The organism is Halobellus inordinatus (assembly GCF_024498335.1).
GTDB lineage: Archaea > Halobacteriota > Halobacteria > Halobacteriales > Haloferacaceae > Haloquadratum > Haloquadratum inordinatus.
This window is the reverse complement of record NZ_CP101825.1, coordinates 264,705-282,627: the sequence shown is the minus strand read 5'-3', so window position 1 is coordinate 282,627 and position 17,923 is coordinate 264,705. Positions and strand designations below refer to the sequence as shown.

At 65.7% G+C, this 17,923-nt stretch carries 17 protein-coding genes and 1 tRNA gene; 9 read left to right on the top strand and 9 right to left on the bottom strand.

What is annotated here, in order from left to right; all coding sequences use genetic code 11:
* Window positions 1-103 precede the first annotated feature (103 nt).
* Window positions 104-634, top strand: a complete 531-nt coding sequence (locus NO362_RS01385; protein WP_256545845.1) for a metallophosphoesterase — start codon at window positions 104-106, stop codon at window positions 632-634.
* 409 nt (window positions 635-1,043) lie between these two features.
* On the opposite strand, the gene NO362_RS01380 is transcribed toward NO362_RS01385, so the two are convergent.
* Complete coding sequence (locus tag NO362_RS01380; protein WP_256545844.1) at window positions 1,044-2,024, bottom strand: ArsR/SmtB family transcription factor; 981 nt, start codon at window positions 2,022-2,024, stop codon at window positions 1,044-1,046.
* Window positions 2,025-2,163: 139 nt separating this feature from the next.
* On the opposite strand from NO362_RS01380, the gene NO362_RS01375 reads away from it, so the two are divergent.
* A complete protein-coding gene (locus tag NO362_RS01375) occupies window positions 2,164-2,385 on the top strand; it encodes a DUF7859 family protein (protein ID WP_305148789.1) in 222 nt (73 codons plus the stop codon).
* Window positions 2,386-2,391: 6 nt separating this feature from the next.
* On the top strand, window positions 2,392-3,588 hold the full coding sequence (locus tag NO362_RS01370; RefSeq protein WP_256288894.1) for an inorganic phosphate transporter: 1,197 nt from the start codon (window positions 2,392-2,394) through the stop codon (window positions 3,586-3,588).
* 51 nt (window positions 3,589-3,639) lie between these two features.
* On the opposite strand, the gene NO362_RS01365 is transcribed toward NO362_RS01370, so the two are convergent.
* A complete protein-coding gene (locus NO362_RS01365) occupies window positions 3,640-4,326 on the bottom strand; it encodes a peroxiredoxin (protein ID WP_256545843.1) in 687 nt (228 codons plus the stop codon).
* A 270-nt stretch (window positions 4,327-4,596) separates the two neighbouring features.
* Window positions 4,597-6,078: a hemolysin family protein gene (locus tag NO362_RS01360; RefSeq protein WP_256545842.1), complete on the bottom strand. Its 1,482-nt coding sequence runs from the start codon at window positions 6,076-6,078 to the stop codon at window positions 4,597-4,599.
* A 156-nt stretch (window positions 6,079-6,234) separates the two neighbouring features.
* Here NO362_RS01360 and NO362_RS01355 point away from each other — a divergent pair, with 156 nt between their 5' ends.
* The 3 genes from NO362_RS01355 to NO362_RS01345 all read left to right on the top strand — a co-directional run bounded on the left by NO362_RS01355 (window position 6,235) and on the right by NO362_RS01345 (window position 7,749).
* Window positions 6,235-6,504, top strand: a complete 270-nt coding sequence (locus NO362_RS01355) for a glutathione S-transferase N-terminal domain-containing protein (RefSeq protein ID WP_256545841.1) — start codon at window positions 6,235-6,237, stop codon at window positions 6,502-6,504.
* Entirely contained in the window at window positions 6,504-7,013 is a 510-nt protein-coding gene (locus NO362_RS01350; protein ID WP_256545840.1) for a redoxin domain-containing protein, read from the top strand. Before NO362_RS01355 ends, NO362_RS01350 begins: the two co-directional genes overlap by 1 nt.
* A gap of 82 nt (window positions 7,014-7,095) precedes the next feature.
* Window positions 7,096-7,749, top strand: coding sequence for an L-threonylcarbamoyladenylate synthase (locus NO362_RS01345; RefSeq protein WP_256545839.1), 654 nt, complete (start codon window positions 7,096-7,098; stop codon window positions 7,747-7,749).
* A gap of 26 nt (window positions 7,750-7,775) precedes the next feature.
* On the opposite strand, the gene NO362_RS01340 is transcribed toward NO362_RS01345, so the two are convergent.
* Complete coding sequence (locus NO362_RS01340; RefSeq protein WP_256545838.1) at window positions 7,776-8,474, bottom strand: CRISPR-associated protein Cas4; 699 nt, start codon at window positions 8,472-8,474, stop codon at window positions 7,776-7,778.
* A gap of 88 nt (window positions 8,475-8,562) precedes the next feature.
* Window positions 8,563-9,045, bottom strand: a complete 483-nt coding sequence (locus NO362_RS01335; protein WP_256545837.1) for an FKBP-type peptidyl-prolyl cis-trans isomerase — start codon at window positions 9,043-9,045, stop codon at window positions 8,563-8,565.
* A gap of 91 nt (window positions 9,046-9,136) precedes the next feature.
* On the opposite strand from NO362_RS01335, the gene NO362_RS01330 reads away from it, so the two are divergent.
* Both NO362_RS01330 and NO362_RS01325 read left to right on the top strand, forming a co-directional pair.
* Complete coding sequence (locus NO362_RS01330; protein ID WP_256289241.1) at window positions 9,137-9,541, top strand: DoxX family protein; 405 nt, start codon at window positions 9,137-9,139, stop codon at window positions 9,539-9,541.
* A gap of 60 nt (window positions 9,542-9,601) precedes the next feature.
* Complete coding sequence (locus NO362_RS01325) at window positions 9,602-11,962, top strand: hypothetical protein (protein WP_256545836.1); 2,361 nt, start codon at window positions 9,602-9,604, stop codon at window positions 11,960-11,962.
* Window positions 11,963-12,092: 130 nt separating this feature from the next.
* On the opposite strand, the gene NO362_RS01320 is transcribed toward NO362_RS01325, so the two are convergent.
* Window positions 12,093-13,319: a PAS domain-containing response regulator gene (locus NO362_RS01320; RefSeq protein ID WP_256545835.1), complete on the bottom strand. Its 1,227-nt coding sequence runs from the start codon at window positions 13,317-13,319 to the stop codon at window positions 12,093-12,095.
* A gap of 247 nt (window positions 13,320-13,566) precedes the next feature.
* Window positions 13,567-13,863, bottom strand: a complete 297-nt coding sequence (locus NO362_RS01315; RefSeq protein WP_256545834.1) for a hypothetical protein — start codon at window positions 13,861-13,863, stop codon at window positions 13,567-13,569.
* A gap of 59 nt (window positions 13,864-13,922) precedes the next feature.
* Between NO362_RS01315 and NO362_RS01310 the strand changes: the two genes are divergently transcribed.
* Window positions 13,923-15,728, top strand: coding sequence for a formate/nitrite transporter family protein (locus NO362_RS01310; RefSeq protein WP_343218091.1), 1,806 nt, complete (start codon window positions 13,923-13,925; stop codon window positions 15,726-15,728).
* 142 nt (window positions 15,729-15,870) lie between these two features.
* Here the strand turns inward: NO362_RS01310 and NO362_RS01305 are convergent.
* Window positions 15,871-15,943: transfer RNA gene (locus NO362_RS01305), tRNA-Pro, on the bottom strand.
* A gap of 56 nt (window positions 15,944-15,999) precedes the next feature.
* A complete protein-coding gene (locus NO362_RS01300) occupies window positions 16,000-17,850 on the bottom strand; it encodes an SLC13 family permease (RefSeq protein WP_256545833.1) in 1,851 nt (616 codons plus the stop codon).
* Window positions 17,851-17,923 lie beyond the last annotated feature (73 nt).

The following is a 17,923-nucleotide window of genomic DNA, read 5'->3' as shown; positions in this document are numbered from 1 at the left end:
GGTTTTCACCCGACGGCGATGCTCACTCGCGCTCGCACTTCCGCAGAACCCCGACGAAACGGACGCCGCACGGTTCTTGTCCCCCGGTCGCTTACAGCGGCCTATGCTCACCGTCGTCTCCGACACCCACAGCACTGACTCCCACCGGCTCTCCGGGCGGACGCTCCAGGCTGTCCGCGACGCCGACGTCGTCGCTCACGCGGGCGACTTTATGCGCGAATCCGTCCTGGACGACTTCGAGCGCGAGTCGGCCCGCCTGCTCGGCGTTACCGGCAACAACGACGACGCCGGGATCCGCGACCGCCTTCCGGAGGCCCGAAACTTCACTTTCGGCGGCTTCACGTTCGCGATGACGCATCGCCAGCGCGGTGGGTCGACGGCGCTCTCGCTGTTCGGTCGGCAGCGCGGCGCGGACGTCGTTCTCTTCGGCCACAGCCACCGTCCGACCTACGAACGGACGCCCGATCTCGTCCTCGTCAACCCTGGCAGCCACGCACAACCGCGCGGCTACCGGGCAGCGCACGCCGAGTTCGAGCGGCGCGACGACGGCGGCCTCGACGGCCGACTCGTCACTGTCGACGGCGAGGTGTTCGAGTTGTTTCTCGTCGACGGCGATCGGTCACGCGAGGCGTGATACTGTCGGATAGACCGATGTGAAGGGTCTCGGCTTCCGGTGCTGCACTGCTTTACGGCTTTCTGCCCGGCACTACGAGTCGTCGAAAAACGGGAAGGATTTCGGGTCGTCGCCGCTCGGCAGCGTCGGACGACCGGTGCAGTCTCGGGTGAGGGGCAAGGGGAGGGATGACTGCGGCGACCGACGCGACGGTCCGTTCGGGGCTCGTCGGGGGGAGACGAATACCGATGGGGTGCCGAAACGGCGACGACCCTGCAGGCAGAATTCGGGCGCGTAGAATAATATAGACGACGTAGACTCAAATTGCTGTTTCAGCATTTACACGACGGCGCTCGCCGTCCGGCCACGGTCACCGCGCGTGATTTCACCACGGACGAGGTGGTCGCAGGCGATCGAAGCCCCAACGTGCTCACTGCCGCCAGACTAGCGCGACGAACGACAGCGCGACGACGCCGCCGAGAAAGAAGAGCGCGCCAGGTGGCAGTCCCCCGACCGCCGACGCGACGACGTCGAGCGGGTCGCCCCCGCCGCCCGCGGCCGTCTGTGTCGTCTCGACGGCCGTCCGGGCCGCGTCCGAGACCGTCTGTGTCGCCTCCGCGACGGTCTCCGTCGGGACGCTCCCGGGCGTCTCCGTCGGCGTTGGCGCCGGCGCCTCTGTAGCGGCCGGCGTCGCTGTGCCGGTCGCGTCGGGGGTCGGCGTCCCCGTCGCCGCTGGCGTCGGCGTCTCTGTCGCTTCCGCGATCTGGAACCCGCCTCCGTCGCCGCCGCTCGTCGTCTGCGTCGCGGTCTGGGCTTCGGTTGGTGTCGCCGTCTCCGGCGCGGGTGTGGCCGTCGCGTCTGCGGCCGACGCGTCCGACTCTGCTGTCCCGCTGAGATTCGTCGCACCTCCCGAATCGCCCCCGCTCCCGCCGCCGGCACCGCTCGACCCGACCGAGAGCGACGGGCCGGCTCCGCTTCTGACGAGGCGGTCCACGACGACGCTGCCGAGCGCTACGACGCCGAGTCCCCCGAGCAACTGCGTCAGCGCCGATTGGAGGCCGCTCGTGTCCTCCTCGTTGCCCGCGACGACGACCAGAGCGCGGTCCGAGGGCGCGTAGACGGTCATCTCCCGCCCTTTCTCGGAGTACGCTGTACCGGCCGATTCGATGAGCCCCGCGTTTTCGAGTCGGTCCAGGTGGTACTGCGCGTTCTGGATGGAGGTATCGACTCTGCCGGCGACGTCAGAGGGCGCCCCCGGTTCGTCGTGTAACTCGTCGAGGACCCGCCGCGCCGTCTCCGAGGAGATCGCAGCGAGGAGATCGTCCACCTCGTCACTGTCGAGGCCGACGACGCGTGGCTCCTTCTCGTCGTCGTCGGGCAGATCTGGCCGGGTAGGGAGGATGTCGGCCATTTCTCGGGAACGTTTCGTCGCGTCTGTGATGAGTCTTCCTCTCTTTACGGCAGCCCTCGATCGCTTCTCTCTCGTGTTCGCCGCTCCCGCTCTGGGAGACGGCGAAACGTCTTTACTGACGCCGCGGAAAGCCCCGCGTATGCTCACTCGTCAGCCGGGAACCGTCGGCCGGTCTCAAGCCGTGGGTCCGGGTGGCGATCCCGCACAGGTCGACGTCGTCGTCGACTTCGTCGCGTCGAATCCCGCGTTGGTGATTCTCCTCGTGTTTCTTCTCGGGTTCGTCTTCTTCGCGTACCTGTTCATCAGGCGGACGATGACAGGGCTCCGCGACGGATACGACGAGGGCTACCGGGGGAAGTAATCGGCGATGGTCGCGGGCTCTACCCTTGCCACGCTCGTCGTCGCCGCCCTCGCCAGCCTGTTTATGTCGTGGTCCATCGGCGCGGGCTCGTCGGGGTCGACGCCGTTCGCTCCGGCCGTCGGTGCGAACGCCATCTCCGTGATGCGCGCCGGCTTCATCGTCGGCGTCCTCGGGCTCTCGGGCGCGATTCTCCAGGGCGCGAACGTCACCGAAGCCGTCGGGACCGAACTCGTCGTCGGCTCCGTCCTCACGGCGACGGCGTCGACGGTCGCACTGCTCGTCGCGGCCGCGCTCGTCGCCATCGGTGTGTTCGCCGGCTACCCGATCGCCACTGCGTTCACCGTCACCGGAGCAGTCGTCGGCGTCGGGCTCGCGAACGGCGGTGGCCCCGCGATCGCGAAGTACCAGCAGATCGTCTCGCTGTGGGTGCTCACGCCCTTCGTGGGCGGGGGGATCGCCTACGGCACAGCCCGACTCCTCCGCAACGAGTCGATTCCCGAACGCACCGCCGTCCCCGTGCTCGGCGGGGTCGTCGGCCTCCTCATCGCGAACATCCGATTCGCCGCGCTCGGCGGGGACGGCGGCCGCTCGCTGGCCGAAGTTGGTGCGGCGGCGACCCCGCCGATCGTCCTCCCGGTCCTCGACATAGACCTCGGCGTCGCCCTCGTGTCGGGGCTGTTCGTCGCCGTCGCGGCCGCGCTCGTCCGCCGCGAGATGAACGCCGATCAGGCCCGCGGCCAGCGCCGCTTTCTCCTCGTCCTGGGCGGTCTCGTCGCGTTCTCCGCCGGCGGGAGCCAGGTCGGCCTCGCGATCGGCCCGCTCGTGCCGCTTCTCGACGCGGTCGCGGTTCCCCTCCCGGCACTTCTGGTCGGCGGCGGACTCGGTCTCCTCGTGGGCTCGTGGACCGGCGCGCCGCGGATGATCAAAGCACTCTCGCAGGACTACTCCTCGCTCGGCCCGCGCCGTTCGATCGCCGCGATGATCCCGTCGTTCGCCATCGCACAAGCGGCCGTCGCGCTCGGCATTCCGGTCTCGTTCAACGAGATCATCGTCAGCGCGATCATCGGGAGCGGGTACGCCGCCGGCGGTGCGGGCGTCAGCCGCGAGAAGATGGCCAAGACGGCGCTCGCGTGGATCGGTTCGCTCGTGCTCGCGTTTGGCGTCGCCTACGCGACGTTCGCCGGCCTCGACGCGCTGTTGTAAATCAAAAAATCAGTTCGTTCCGATTCTGCCGAGACGGGTCGAATCAGTGTTTTACCGCTTTTTCGTGACGAACCACCAGTCGTAGTAGTCGAGTTCGTCGTCGTCTTCGGCTTCGGCTGTCCGCTTTTCGGCGTCGGCGTCGGTGCCGGGCGGCGACAGGAGGACGCGGTCGCCGAATTTCTCGTTCTCGGGCCAGTCAGCGGGCGCGGCGACGCCTTCCTCGTCGCTCATCTGGAGCGCGCGCAGCGAGCGGAGGATCTCGTCGATGTTGCGGCCGATCTCCATCGGGTACGTGAGGACGATTCGGACGGTACCCTCGGGGTCGATAAGGAAGACGCTACGAACCGTGGAGGTGCCTGCGCCCGGGTGGATCATCCCGAGGCGCTTTCCGACCGAGCCCTGGTCGTCAGCGATGATCGGGAACTGAATGTCGACGTCGAGATTCTCCTCGATCCACTCGGTCCACTTGATGTGCGAGTGTACGCGGTCGACCGACAGCCCGAGCAGTTCGGCGTTCAGCTCTTCGAACTCCTCGCGGCGCTGCTCGAAGGCGACGAACTCCGAGGTACAGACGGGCGTGAAGTCGCCGGGGTGGCTGAACAGGACGAGCCACTTGCCCTCGTAGTCGTCGGGAATGGTCAGTTCGCCGTGGCTCGTCTCCACGGTGAGCTGGGGGAACTGATCGCCGATTCCCGGGGCGCCGGCCGATTCGTCGGGGTCTGCTGTGGGTTCTGCCATTGCAATTCTCTATTCGGGGGCTGCACACTAAGTACATTCCTTCTGAACAGTTTTCTCTCTATCTCAGTTCTCCCACGCCAAAGAAGAACAAAATTTTGTAGTGAAAAAACTCCAAACCAGATTAGAGAAATAATATTTACTAAGAAGAAAAATACAGAGGCCAAAAAGCGAACTGACTCGTTCGTTCAGTCTCTTGGACGCCCCGTTCGATCCGGAGCCGGGGGCGACGACGCAGAGCGGTCGATGCCGGGGCGCTCCGGCCGAGAGCGATTATTCGCTTTGCGCCGGCGACTCCGAGGGTTCTTCCTCCGAGGTATCGTCGCCCTCCTCTTCGATTTCGGGTTCTTCGGGCGTCGTGATCCGCGCTTTCATGATGCGAGTGTTGTCGACCTGTTCGATCCGGATGGTGATCCCGTCGTAGGTGATCTCTTCGCCCTCCTCGACGAGTCGCCCGGCGCGGTTGAAGATGAATCCCGCGAGCGTCTCGAACTCCTCGCCTTCGGGGAGTTCGAGGCCAAGCGCTTCGTTGACTTCGTCGATGTTCACCTCGCCGCGGACGAGCGTCTCCCGGTCGTCGAGGAACTCGAAGGCCTCTTCCTCGTCGTCTTCGAGGATGTCGCCGACGATCTCCTCGACCATATCTTCGAGCGTCACGAGCCCTTCCGTGGTCCCGAACTCGTCGATGACGATGACCATCCGCAGGCGGTTGTCCTGGATCTCCGTCAGCAACTCGTCGACGTTCTTCGACTCGGGGACGTGCAGCGTGGGCTGGACGATGTCGATCAGCGACGCGGTCCCCTCGCCGTAGTGCTTCTCGCGCACGAGGTCCCGGATCGTGACGATACCGATGATGTTGTCGAGGTTGCCGTCGTAGACGGGGACGCGCTCGTGGTCGGACTGGACGCACGTCTCGATTGCCTCGTCGATCGTCGCGTCCTTCGCGACGGCGGTCATATCGAGCCGCGGCGTCATCACCTCTTTGGCGATGGTCTGATTGAACCGGAAGATCCGATCGAGCATCTCCCGCTCTTCCTCCTCGATAACGCCTTCCCGCTCGCCCGTCTCGATGAGGTCCTGAATCTCGTCGCGAGTGATGTAGGACGTCTCGATAGCCGAGCGGCCGCCGGTCACCTTGTTGATGACGCGGGTCAGGTAATCGAAGATGACGACCAGCGGCAGGAGGACGTACTCGGAGTACTTCAGGGGGCGCGCGATACGGAGCGCCCACGATTCTGTGTTCTCGACAGCGTAGGACTTCGGCGCGCTCTCACCGAAGAGCAACACGAGCGTCGTGATCCCGAACGTCGAGGCGAGCACCGCCGCACCCGGGTCGAAGTAGATGCTCACGATCGCCGTCGCGATCGAGGACATCGCGATGTTGACGATGTTGTTCCCGACGAGGATCGTGATCAGCAGTCGGTGGGGGTTCGCCTTGAGGTCGCTGACGATCTCGGCTCTCGGGACGCCGTCTTCGACGAGCGAGTCGATCCGGTGTTTCGCCAGCGAGAACATCGCAATCTCCGAGGAGGAGAAGAACGCCGAGAAGGCAATGAGAACGAAGATTGCGGCCGCGCCCGCGATGGTGACCGTCGTGTCGTTGATCGGGAGGGCCTGGAGGATCGGCCCCAGGACGGCTGTCGGTTCGACGACTCCACCGTCGAGTGATTCGACGGTCGGCGCGATCGCTGCCCAGTCATCGGTGCCGCGCGGCCGTTCGACGGCGAGAGATGCGAGTGGTGGAGACAAACCCATATAACTACGTCACCTTGTCTGGCCCCGGAATTAAGAGTTACCCTCGGATCCGTCGATTCCGTCGGCGCACAGCGGTTCGACTCGCCTGTCGCTGGTACGTCGAACGCTATCTTCCGGGTGCGAAGGGCTTAGGCGTTCATCGTTCGTACGCCGGCTATGAGCGATTCGGACCCACACATAACGCTGTATCGGCTCCAGGCGTGCCCGTTCTGCGAGCGCGTCGTCAGAGTCCTCGACGAACTCGATCTGCCGTATCGCTCGCGGTTCGTCGAACCGATGCACGCCGACCGAAACGTCGTCAAGCGCGTCTCGGGCAAGCGGAGCGTCCCGGCGATCGTCGACGAGAACACCGGCGTGAAGATGTCCGAATCGGCCAACATCGTGGAGTACCTGATGAAGACCTACGGTGACGGAGGTGTCGCCTGATGGTCGACTTCGAGGTCGTCTCGCTCCCCGAGACGGACCACCCGACGGTCGGTGAGATCGCCCCGGACTTCACGCGCCCCCTCGTGAACGAAGAGTACTGGGAGGACGCGTCGCTGTCGTCGATCGTCGCCGACGGGCCGACGCTCCTGGTATTCCACCCGATGGATGGTGCGTTCCCGACGACGTACATCTGGAAAGAGATCGACGAGCGCGGATTCGCCGCCGACGTGCAGGTCGTCGGCGTCTCGATCTCCTCGCCGTACGAGCACAAGGAACTCCTGAAAGAGCGCGCCGCGGACGCGCGACTCTTCTCGGATCCCACAGCCGAGGTCGCCGCCGCCTACGACGTCGAACACGATCTCGACGGGATGGCCGGCGTCACGGAGCACCGACCGGCGGTCTTCCTGCTCGACGAAGAACGGACGATCCAGTACGCGTGGGTCGCCGGGGGGTGGCCCGAGTTCCCCGCGTACGACGAGATCGCGGCGGCGATCGACGACCACGTCTGAGCGTTTTCGGTCTCGCGGGATGACCCCTCCGGCCCGCCGCATCCGCCACGCTCTTGCTGGCTCGCCACGATGGGTTCACTAGATGACGGGGTTCGACGAGACGTTCACGGACCAACTCGACACCGCTCTCGACGAGGCGGCCGAGGCGATCGAGAACGGCGAGACGGTCGTCTACCCGACCGAGACGGTCTACGGGCTCGGGGCGGACGCGACCGACCCCGACGCGGTCGAACGCGTCTTCGAGACGAAAGGCCGCGACCGGACGAAGCCGCTCTCGATGGGCGCGCCGACGATCTCGGTCGCACAACGATACACCCAGCCCAGCGAGCGCGCGCTCGAATTTATGCGGGCGTTCCTCCCTGGGCCGGTCACCGTCGTCGTCGAGCGCGACCCGTCGCTCCCGGACCTGCTCACTGCCGGCCGCGACCGGGTCGGAGTCCGGATCCCGGATCACGAGGTCGCGCTCGCGCTGTTCGAGCGGGTCGCTCCCACGCCCGTGACGGCGACGAGCGCGAACGTCAGCGGCGCTCCGAGCGTGACGGAAATCTCGGAGTTGGACCCGGAGCTCCGAGCCTCGGTCGGGGCGATCATCGACGCCGGCCCCACGCCCGGTACCGAGAGCGCGGTCGTCGATCCCCAACGGAACGTGATCCACCGACGCGGCGCGATGGCCGACGCTATCGTGGCCTGGCTCACCGACGAGGCCGGGTCCGAACCGGTCGTCGAAGACGGCTAACGCGACGCCGACCGACCCAGTCCGGCTCAGCCGAGTCCGAGCATCGTCTTCAGCGACCGCGTCTTCGTCCCACACGACGTCCGGTAGTCGCAGGCCTCGCACTTCGCTTCGTCGCGGATGCGACTCGGTACTCCCTGCATCGACCGGACCGTCCACAGCGTCCGCCGGTAGGCGCTCTTGTTCCGCGTCGTCAGCCGGACCGTTCGGACGACGCCGTGCGACGGATACTCGACGAGCGCACGCGGAATCTCCCGCCCGCGCTCCCACGCCAGCGCTTTCGCGACGGCGACGGCGCGGACGCGCTGGGGCTCCCAGACGCCCCGCGGCGGCGGATCGCCCGGTGACACGACCGTCGGCGTCGGTGGCGGGGCGTCCTCGTCGTCTCCTGCGGATTCGAGAACCTTGTGTGCGACGCCGTGGCAGTCACGGCCGTAGAGAACGACGTTTCGGAGCGCGGGGTCGACGAGCCGACCGTAGTCGTCTCGCTCGGCGAGCGCCGCCAGATTCGATCGGTAGGTCGCCGGGGACACCGCAAGCGGCCGCTCCCGAAGCCGTCTGTCCGCCGCTGTCCGGAGGGCATCGTACTCGGACGCGAGTTCGCGCACGGCGTCGACCTCCGGCGGCGGCGCGTGGTCGCCGTCGCGGCGGGCGTAGTAGAGCTGTCGCGGGCAGTAGGCCGCGCGGGCGAGGTGCGAAATCGGGATCGTCTCGGGCGGGGCAGACACGTGGGCAGTTGCTCTCCTTCCCGTATTTGAACGCTCGGATGATCCCCGTCTCTGAGCGGGGCCGAGGTGTGTCGTACGGCCCGGACGGCTACTCGTCCCGCTGGTGATCGACGATCTCGACCTCGAACACGAGCGTTTTCCCCGCGAGTTCGTGGTTGAAGTCGACTTCGACCGCGTCCTCGTGGACGGTGACGACGTCCCCGTGCAGTCCGTTCTGCGCGTGGACGTGGAGGCCGACCGCAGGCGACTCGCCGACCATCCTCTCGAACGTTTCGGGGTCGTACTTGCGGACGCGGTCGGATCGGACTTCGCCGTACGCCGCATCCGGTGGCACGTGGACCGTTTCTTGGTCGCCGACGCGCATTCCGCGGACGGCCTCGTCGAGCCCCTCGATCACGTCGCCCTCGCCGACGGTGAACGCGAGCGGCTCGTAGTCGCTCGGCTCGCGATCTTCCGCGTCTGCGAGGCCGTGCTCGACCGCGACGGCGTACTTCGAGGTCCCGAAGACGGTCCCGTCCTCCAACCGGCCGATGTACTCCACAGCGACCCGATCGCCCGCCTCGATCTTCATACACGGGTATGACGAACCGATCGGCAATACGCTGTCGGCTTCCCCCGATACCGACAGAACGCTTATCAGCGCCCGCGAACGATCCGCGGGTATGGTCGAGGACACCGAAAGCGCCGATTCCGACGGCAGCCCCGCCGCCCCTTCCAGGCTCGGCCGGCTACTGTTCGGGTTCGGCCTCGCGCTCCAGGCGTCGGAGGACTTCCGCGATATGGAAGACACGATCGAATACGCCGAATCCGCGGGCGTTCCGTTCCCCCGACTCGCCGCGCCGTTCGCCTCGGGGATGATGGTCGTCGCCGGTCTCGGCGTCGCGTTCTGGCGGCTCCCCAAGATCGCGACCGGCGCGGTCGTCACCTTCCTCGCGGTCGTGACCACGACGATGCACGACTTCTGGAACGCCGACGAAGACTCCCGAAGCGGCGAACGGCTCGCCTTCTTCGGCAACCTGGCGATGTTCGGCGCGGCGCTTGTGTTCCTGCGCGAGGCGTACAAATAACGACACTGCGGCGACGCTGTGTCGCCCGCTTTTGCGACGAATCCACGACTCACTCAAACTGTGACCTCTACCGACACGACTGACCTCAGCCGTCGGACGCTCCTCGCCGCCCTCGGCGGCGTCGGCACGAGTGCGCTCGCCGGGTGTTCGTTCACCGACCGCGAGCCCGACGGCGAAACGACCGCGACTGATCCCGACGCCGCTCGACGACTCGCAGAGCGGTTCGCACCGACGCTGTACTTCGACCGCGCGGAACCGTGGCTGCCGACGGACCCACGCCCGTACGCGAGCGAGCAGGACGGCGAGTCGATCGTCGACGGCTTCGACGCGCTCGACGGCTATCACGAGCAGTATGCGGCGTCCGGCGAGCCACCGAACCCGACGGTGTTCTACAACGCCGTCGAGTACGACGACTCCCCGCTGGCCGTCGTCCAGTTCTGGATGTACTCGGCGTTCGATCAGTTCTCGACGAACTTCCACTGGCACGATTGGGAGGTCCTGCACGTCTTCGTCGACACCGACACCGGCCGACCGCAACTGTACGTCGCGAGTTCGCACTCCCGCAAAGTTCCGAACAACGAGTTTCTGGACCCCGAACCCGAGATGGTGCCGCGGCTCCTCTCGGAACTCGGCTCACACTCCAGCGCGCTGTCCGTCAACGACGAACCCGACGGGTTCCAGCGCTTGCCGGGGGCGGACCTCCTCGCCGACATCACCAACTCCGCGATCACGAGCATCGAGGCGCTCTCGGAGTTGCCTCTGGCGTACGGGCTGCCGCGCGACGAAGGAGCGCGACTTCCCTACGTCGTCCCCGAGTACGAGGGCGCGCCCGTGTACGAGCACGAGCGGCTACCGAACGTCGACAGGGACGCGCTCGTGCCGGACGAACTGACGGTTCGGTCCTTCGATGCCCTCGCGTCACCGCCGACGGACCTCCCCGAGCGGTCGACCGGCGTCGTCTTCCGCTACAGCGGACGCGAGGGCGCACCGGGGAACGCCTCGACGGCCACGAGTTCCGAAGGCGCGAACCCGGATCTGGAGTCAGCGACCGACGACACGTACGATCTCGTCCCGACGAGCGAGATCGAACACCTCACCGATTTCACCGGTCCGCAACTGAGCTTCGAGTTCGCGGTCCCACAGGCCGCCGAGGACGCCATCGCGGGCCACATCTCGACGACCGGCGCGCCGTGGGGACAACCGCGCTATGAGAACCCTGCGGCGGACATCACCGACTCCAACCATCGGGCGGCGCTGGCAGAGCGCTACGACGCCATCGGGGCTGCAGCGCCGATCAACACCGTCGTCGCCCGCGTCACAGAAGCCGTCACGACGGACGACGCCCCCGACCAGGAGGGTCTGACGACCGCGGACGCGACCGTCGAAGCCGTCGCGCTCCTGGAAAGCGATCCGGTGGCCGTACCGACGTTCGAGGGCGTCGCGGTCGTCCGCGACGTCCCGGCGGGCGACCACCGCTTCACCGTCAACGCCCCGGGTCAGGCGCCGCACAGCGAGCGACTGTCTGTCGGCGACAGCGAGTCAGACGCGACAGCGACGAGTGGCGGATCGGAAACCGCGTCGGACGTGACGACGACGGACACGACCACATCAGAGGAGTCGCCGACGACGGTTGACGAGCAGACTGCTCCTGCCTCGCCGACGACAGCCGAGTCGACGACAGCCGAGTCGACCACCCCTGGTGAGACCGCATCGTCGTCCACCGCGGGGGCGCCCACGTCGTCGGCAGACCAACGCGTCGCGACCGCCGGCGTCGACGGAGAAATCCCACTCGTCGCCCGCGAGGACGCCCGAAAGCTCGAAGTCGACGCCTCGGGAACCGACGCCGACCTGACGGATCTGGCGGTCGAAGACGACTTCGCCGGCCGACTCTACGACGCCCCGCTGGACGGTTCCGACGCGGTCTACGTCCACCGCGGCGGTGCGTACACGACCGAAGTCCGGGACGCCGATGGGGCTCTCGGGGCCTTCAGAGTGAACCCAGATCCCGACGCGTCCGGTGCCCTTCGAATCGACCGGCCGGAGACAGGGAAAGCGTCGCTCGCCGCGTTCCTCGCGTCGATCGCCGCCGAGACGCGCGACGAACTCGGGGCGCTGCTCGACGGCGAACTGAGCACCTCGCTCGACGGTGGAGGCGTCCAGAACGCGCTCGGCGGACTTCTCCGAGCGTTCGATGCGATCGTCGAGGCGGCCTCGCGTGCAGCAGAGCGCGCTCGTGCCGGCGAGCGCGGCAACGCGGATCAGCAACTGCAGGCGGTCGAAACCGGTCTGGAGCGCGTTCTCGATCGGATCGAAGCCGCGGGCGACACCGTTCCGGAACCGCTCACGAACGCCGCGCAAAACCGAATCGCGCAGGCGAACCGGCGGGTCACGCAGGCGCAGCAATCCGAGAAGCTATCGTAGCAGTTGCAAATGCTACATATAGCTGCCGCACCGCTTCGAGCTCTTAGACTCATACTGTCGGACAGAACTATGTGAAAATTATCGGACCCCGTGGGTGCCAACATCACTCACGAACTTCTGTCCGACAGTGTCAGCTGATTGGCGGCTGCTGCTCGCGGGAAGTGTCTGCCTTCCGATCGGTGATATCGACTAATGCACCGGGGAATCGGCGTGCCTTCCCGTCGCCATCACACTTGACGCGGCCACTCGCGAGCACCCACCGACGTTCCCCGTCCGGGTCGTGAACGCGGAACTCCTCCTGGAACTCGCCGCAGGCATCCAGGGCTGTCTCGGCCGCACGCTCGATCCGCTCTTGGTCAGCGTCGGCGACCGCGGAGACGTAGGCTTCGAGTGGAAGGCCGTCGTCTGCGGCATCCGGCGGGACGCCGAACAGCCGCGCGAATCGAGCGTCGACGACGAGTTCGTCGGCATCGACGTCCCACTCCCAGGTGCCGACGGCTCCGGTGTCGATTGCGGCCTCCAGTTGCGTTTTCGCCTTCTTGACCTCCTGTTCGCGGGCCTTGCGCTCGGTGATGTCTTGGACGATGCCGAGCGCTTCGAGTGGCTCGCCGTCGTCGTCGTACTCGACTTCGGCCCGCTGGCGGACCCAGCGCGTCTCTCCGCAGTCCGTCACGATTCGGTGTTCGATGTCGTACGCTGCACCGTCGAGTGCGGCACGCCACTTCTCGTCGACGAAGTCTTGGTCCTGGGGATGGACGTAGGTGAGAAACTCCCGGTGGTCGAGCGGTCGCTCGGCCGATCGGTCGGTATCGGACTGCTCCCTATCGATTCCGAAGATCCCGTATATCTCCTCTGACCACCAGATCTCGTCGTCGCGGACGTCCTTGTGCCAACTCCCGAGATCCGCCATCTCTTGGGCCTGCCGCAGGTGCGATTCGTGTTCTGCGGCCTTGCGCTGCGCACGCGTGCGCTCGACGTGGCTTCGGATGCGCTTTGCGAGCAACTGGTACTGTTCGGTCCCCCTCCGCTTCTGGAGATAGTCGCTCACGCCGGCGGAGATGGCCTCGCTCGCGACCTCCTCGCTCCCCTTCCCGGTAAAGAGAATGAACGGCAGTCTCGGATGGTCCTCACGGACGCGTTCGAGGAGTTCGATCCCGTTCTGTCGCGGCATATCGTAATCTGAGACGACGCAGTCGAACGTGTCCTCGTCGAGTCGTGCGAGACCCTCGCTCGCGCTCGTCGCCGTGTCGACCTCGAACTGGTCGTCCGCTCGCTCCAGGAACGTCGCTGTCAGCTCTGTGAGCGATGGCTCATCGTCGATGTGGAGAACGCGAATCGGACTCGATGAGACCCCCATCACGCATCTGTATCACGAGCATCATTATAATCCTCTCTGTGGCAGTATCAATTTTGAGACCGCAGATTCGGCCCGGCAGCAGCAAGAGCGTCTGACAGCAGACCTGCCGCCTCCGCTACTATGCACCTCTCGCCTCCGGCTCTGCAGTCCCGATCGTAGTACCTACTCATAGGGATTATCGTAACTGTTCGGAGATTCTCGCCGTACCGTCCGGCGAGACATCTATGGAGACGTACGATAATCCCTATCAATCTGAGGACTCGTCGTCTGCAGGACGTTCCTCGGTTTCTGTCTCCGTTAGCGGAGCGGGGAGTTGCTCGCCGACGACGTATTTCGTTATCTGATAGACGGCAACAACGAACAGCACCAGCAGCGCGAGGTCGAGCAAGTACAACTCGATGAACTCGAGCGCAGAGATGTCCGCCAGCGTGATTTCCCCTAATAAAAACAGGGCTTCGAGGGTAGCTACCAGTATCAGTGCCGGGGTGAATATGACTAACAGGGCGATGAGGGCGATACTTAGGCGACGCTGCATCCGAGTCATATTCTTGTATCGTCCGGAATAATTAAAAGACCTCGGACGGAAGCGGAGCCAGTAGCATCGTGACATCCGAAAGAGACCCGAATACGACTTCCGAGAGCGAAACCGTCCGCGAAGCGGTCGAACAGTCCCGGAGCGGCGCCCCGGCCGTCGGGTCGGTCGTTCGAGACCGATTCACTTCCGACGAAATCTTCCAGCGGATCGTCGCAGCGGCGGATGAAGAGATCACGTCCGGGAGCCGTGAACTGTTCTTCAGCGCGCTCGCGGCCGGCTTCGCCATCTCGATCACCTTCCTGTTGTACGCGTCGTTGACGGCCTCGACTGACGGTCACGAGGTTCTGAGCGCGATGCTCTACCCCCTCGGGTTTATCTACATCATCATCGGTGGCTACCAGCTCTACACCGAGAACACGCTCCCGCCGGTGGCGCTGACGCTGGAACGCCTCGCGAGCGTTCCGGCCCTGCTTCGCAACTGGGTCGTGGTTCTCACCGGCAACTTCGCCGGCGGTGCCGTTGGCGCGGCCACGCTGGCGTACGGCGGCGTCCTCTCCCCGGAGGGCGCCACGGCAGCGCTGAACCTCGCTCAGAAAGGGATCGAGACGGAAGCCGGCACGCTGTTCGTCAAGGCGGCGTTCGCCGGCCTGATCGTGGCCGGCGTCGTCTGGGTGGAGTACGCCTCGCGGGACACCATCTCCCGGATCGCGGTGGTCTATCTGGCGTTTCTCGCCATCCCGATGGGGAACCTCTTCCACGTCGTCGTCTCTTTCACCGAGATGCTCTATCTGGTCTTTCAGAACGACCTCGCGCTGTGGCTCGGGCTCACCGATTTCGTTCTCCCGGTTCTCGTCGGTAACACCGTCGGCGGCGTCGTGCTCGTGACGGTCGTCAACTACTTTCAGACGACCGAGTCACGCCTCGAATCGGCCCGGTTCGAGGGGTCCGCCCGACAGCTCTCGACCCGCGAGTGGCTCTTCGGTGGCTTCGTCGGCCGGTCGTACGTTCCCCTCATCGACACGACCAGCGAAGCCGACGAGCCGGTCGACTACCGAATCGTCGTGCCGATCGCGAATCCGCGAACGGAGTCGCCTCTGCTCGAACTCGCCTGTCAGATCGCCAGTACGCACGACAACGCCACCGTTCACACGGTTCACGTCGTTCAGGTCCCCTCCCGTTCGTACGGTCCGGCACAGCGACAGCGGATCGTCGCCGAGTCCGACGCCCTCTTCGAGGACATCCGCGAGCACGTCAACTCCTACGACGTCGGCTACGAGTGCTCGACGGTCGTCTCCCACCGCTCTTTCGAGGAGATCTTCGACATCGCCCGGCGGAAGGACGCCGACCTCACGCTCCTGAACTGGGGCGACGACAGGATCTGGAGCGCCGTTCGAACCGAGCGACCGTTGACCGAACTGACGCATCGACTCCCGTCGGATTTCCTCGTGTTGCGGGACCGGGATCTGGACGAATCGGAGATCCTGCTGCCGGTTACGGACAACGCGCACGCCGACCTGAGCGCGGAGGTCGCGGCCAGCCTTCGAACGGTCGCCGGGTCCTCGGTCACGCTTCTGCACGTCGTCGACAGCCCCGGGGAACGCGAGCGCGGAGAGCAGTTCCTGGCGGACTGGGCGACCGAGCGAGACCTGGGCGACGCCAAATTCATCGTCGACGACTCCGGCGACGTCGAACGCGCGATCGAACGCGAAGCGCGAGACCACACGCTGCTCGTGGTGGGCGCGACCGAACGTGGTCTGCTGACGCGACTCGTCACGGGCACGCTGCACTTCAAAATCGTCGAGGACGTCGAGTGCTCCGTCTTGCTCGCAGAGCGATCGAGCAGCCGTAGCTTCCTCCAGCGACTGTTCGGGTGAGCCTGTTTGTCACACTCGGCGCTCGCTATCGATCGGGCCGAGTGGCTTCGACCTGAACCGAGTCCTCACACGCTCGGGCTCGACGAATTCGAACCAGTAACTGTCCGGTTCTGGTTTCTCACGAGGATTCCGCGCACAGAAATGGGACCGCCCGGATTCGAACCGGGGTCACGGGCACCCAAGGCCCGAAGTATACCAGGCTAACCCACGGTCCCGCGTCTGAACGTGGCGGCGTCACCGAGTAAAGGATTTCGTTCGGCGTCGACCGGAATCAGATTCCCCAGATCGCGGCGATGCCGACGGTCGTCACCGCCGCGAACACCAACTGAAGCGGGCCGCCGACCCGGAGGTAGTCGCTGAAACGGTAGCCGCCGGGACCGTAGACGAACAGGTTCGTCTGGTAGCCGACGGGCGTCATAAACGCCGTCGACGCCGCGAACGTCACTGCCAGGATGAACGAGAAGGCGTTCGCACCGAGCGTCTGAGCTGCCTCGACCGCGACTGGGATCATCAACACGACACTCGCGTTGTTCGAGATGACGTTCGTCAGGATCGCGGTGATGAGATAGAACACCGCCAGCACCCCGACGAGCGGCAGTAGATCGCCCACGGCGACGACGAGTCCTGCCAGCAGCGCCGCGCCACCGGACGACTCCAGTGCGATGCCCAGCGGAATGACGCCTGCGAGCAAGAAGACGACGTCCCACTGAACCGCGTCGTAGAGTTCGCCCGGACGGAGACATCGCGTCGCGACCATCGCGAGCGACCCCGCGAGCGCGGAGACGACGATCGGGAGGATGTCGAGCGCGGCGAGGCCGACGACGGCGACGACGATGCCCACGGCGAGCGGCGTCTTCTCCCCGCGGAAGTCGTGCTGTTCGATCTCCTGGGCGACGATGAAGTCCCGGTTCGCATCGAGCCGCTCGATGCTGTCGGCGGTCGCCTGCACGAGGAGCGTGTCGCCGACGCGGAGCGTGACGTTGTCCATCCGCCGGCGGAAGAGTTCCTGCCCGCGCCGCAGCGCGAGCACCGTCGCGTTGTACCGCTGTCGAAAGCTCGCAGACGCGAGCGACTCGCCGACGAGTGACGACCCCGGACCGATGACGACCTCGACGAGATTCTGCCGGGCTTCGCCGGCTTCTAGCTCCGATTCGTCGACGGCCGTCGGCACGACATCCAGCCCTTCGACGTCGAGTAGTTCGACGAGCGTGTCGCGGTCGGTCCGAATCGCGAACACGTCGCCCGGTTGGATCTGCTTCGGCCCGAGCGGTTCGAGGAAGACCTCGCCGCTGCGGATCAACTGAATCAGGTCGATGTCGAAGTCTGTCTCCTCCAGCGCGCGCCGGACCTGCTGGCCGACGAGCGGTGAGTCCTCGCGGACGACGACCTCCGTCAGGTACTCGCCCATCTCGAACTCCTCGGTCAGATCCTGTCGGGGCTTGATCCGCTCGGGGGTCAGCCACCGCCCGACCGTCAGCAAGTACGCTGTGCCCACGATGGAGACGACGATACCGAGTTGCGTGAACTCGAACATCGTGAACGTCCGGCCGATGAGCCGTCCCGAGAGTTCGGAGGCGAGGATGTTCGTCGACGTCCCGATCAGCGTGAGCATCCCACCGAACATCGACGCATACGAGAGCGGCAAGAGCAGTTTCGACGGCGACGTCCCGCCGCGCTCGGCGAGGTCTGTCACCATCGGCAGCAGGATGGCGACCGCCGCGGTGTTGTTGATGAATCCGGAAATGGGCGCGACGACGCCGATCGTCGCCCCGAGCTGTCGGTCCATACTGTCTCCTGTGAAAGAGGCGATCCGCGCGCCCAGCCGCTGGACGACGCCGGTGCGCTGGACGCCGTCGCTGAGGATGAACATCGCAAGCACCGTCAGCGTCGCCTCGCTCGAAAAGCCCGAGAGCGCGTCCGCGGGGTAGTCCGCAAAGAGCACGATCGGGTCGCCCAAGAGCCCTATCGTTGCCAGCGCCGCCGACGCCGGCTGGATCAACAGCAGCGCCACCATCACCCCGATCGCAGTGACGTCGACCGGAACTGGCTCGGTGACGAACAGCGCGAGCGCGACGAGGACGACGAGGAAAACAGCGAGGACGCCTGGCGGTATCGGTGCCACATTGTTCGGTCGACTCGCCAGTGCAAAATACTGTGGGATTTCTCTCACGTCCGGCGGTGGAGCCCCCTTTCGG

Coding starts and splice junctions, on each gene's coding strand:
- NO362_RS01350 (WP_256545840.1), top strand. CDS start 6,504: ATGGTCGACTTCGAGGTCGTCTCGCTCCCCGAGACGGACCACCCGACG.
- NO362_RS01315 (WP_256545834.1), bottom strand. CDS start 13,863: ATGACTCGGATGCAGCGTCGCCTAAGTATCGCCCTCATCGCCCTGTTA.
- NO362_RS01365 (WP_256545843.1), bottom strand. CDS start 4,326: ATGGCAGAACCCACAGCAGACCCCGACGAATCGGCCGGCGCCCCGGGA.
- NO362_RS01380 (WP_256545844.1), bottom strand. CDS start 2,024: ATGGCCGACATCCTCCCTACCCGGCCAGATCTGCCCGACGACGACGAG.
- NO362_RS01385 (WP_256545845.1), top strand. CDS start 104: ATGCTCACCGTCGTCTCCGACACCCACAGCACTGACTCCCACCGGCTC.
- NO362_RS01375 (WP_305148789.1), top strand. CDS start 2,164: ATGCTCACTCGTCAGCCGGGAACCGTCGGCCGGTCTCAAGCCGTGGGT.
- NO362_RS01360 (WP_256545842.1), bottom strand. CDS start 6,078: ATGGGTTTGTCTCCACCACTCGCATCTCTCGCCGTCGAACGGCCGCGC.
- NO362_RS01370 (WP_256288894.1), top strand. CDS start 2,392: ATGGTCGCGGGCTCTACCCTTGCCACGCTCGTCGTCGCCGCCCTCGCC.
- NO362_RS01345 (WP_256545839.1), top strand. CDS start 7,096: ATGACGGGGTTCGACGAGACGTTCACGGACCAACTCGACACCGCTCTC.
- NO362_RS01320 (WP_256545835.1), bottom strand. CDS start 13,319: ATGGGGGTCTCATCGAGTCCGATTCGCGTTCTCCACATCGACGATGAG.
- NO362_RS01355 (WP_256545841.1), top strand. CDS start 6,235: ATGAGCGATTCGGACCCACACATAACGCTGTATCGGCTCCAGGCGTGC.
- NO362_RS01335 (WP_256545837.1), bottom strand. CDS start 9,045: ATGAAGATCGAGGCGGGCGATCGGGTCGCTGTGGAGTACATCGGCCGG.
- NO362_RS01330 (WP_256289241.1), top strand. CDS start 9,137: ATGGTCGAGGACACCGAAAGCGCCGATTCCGACGGCAGCCCCGCCGCC.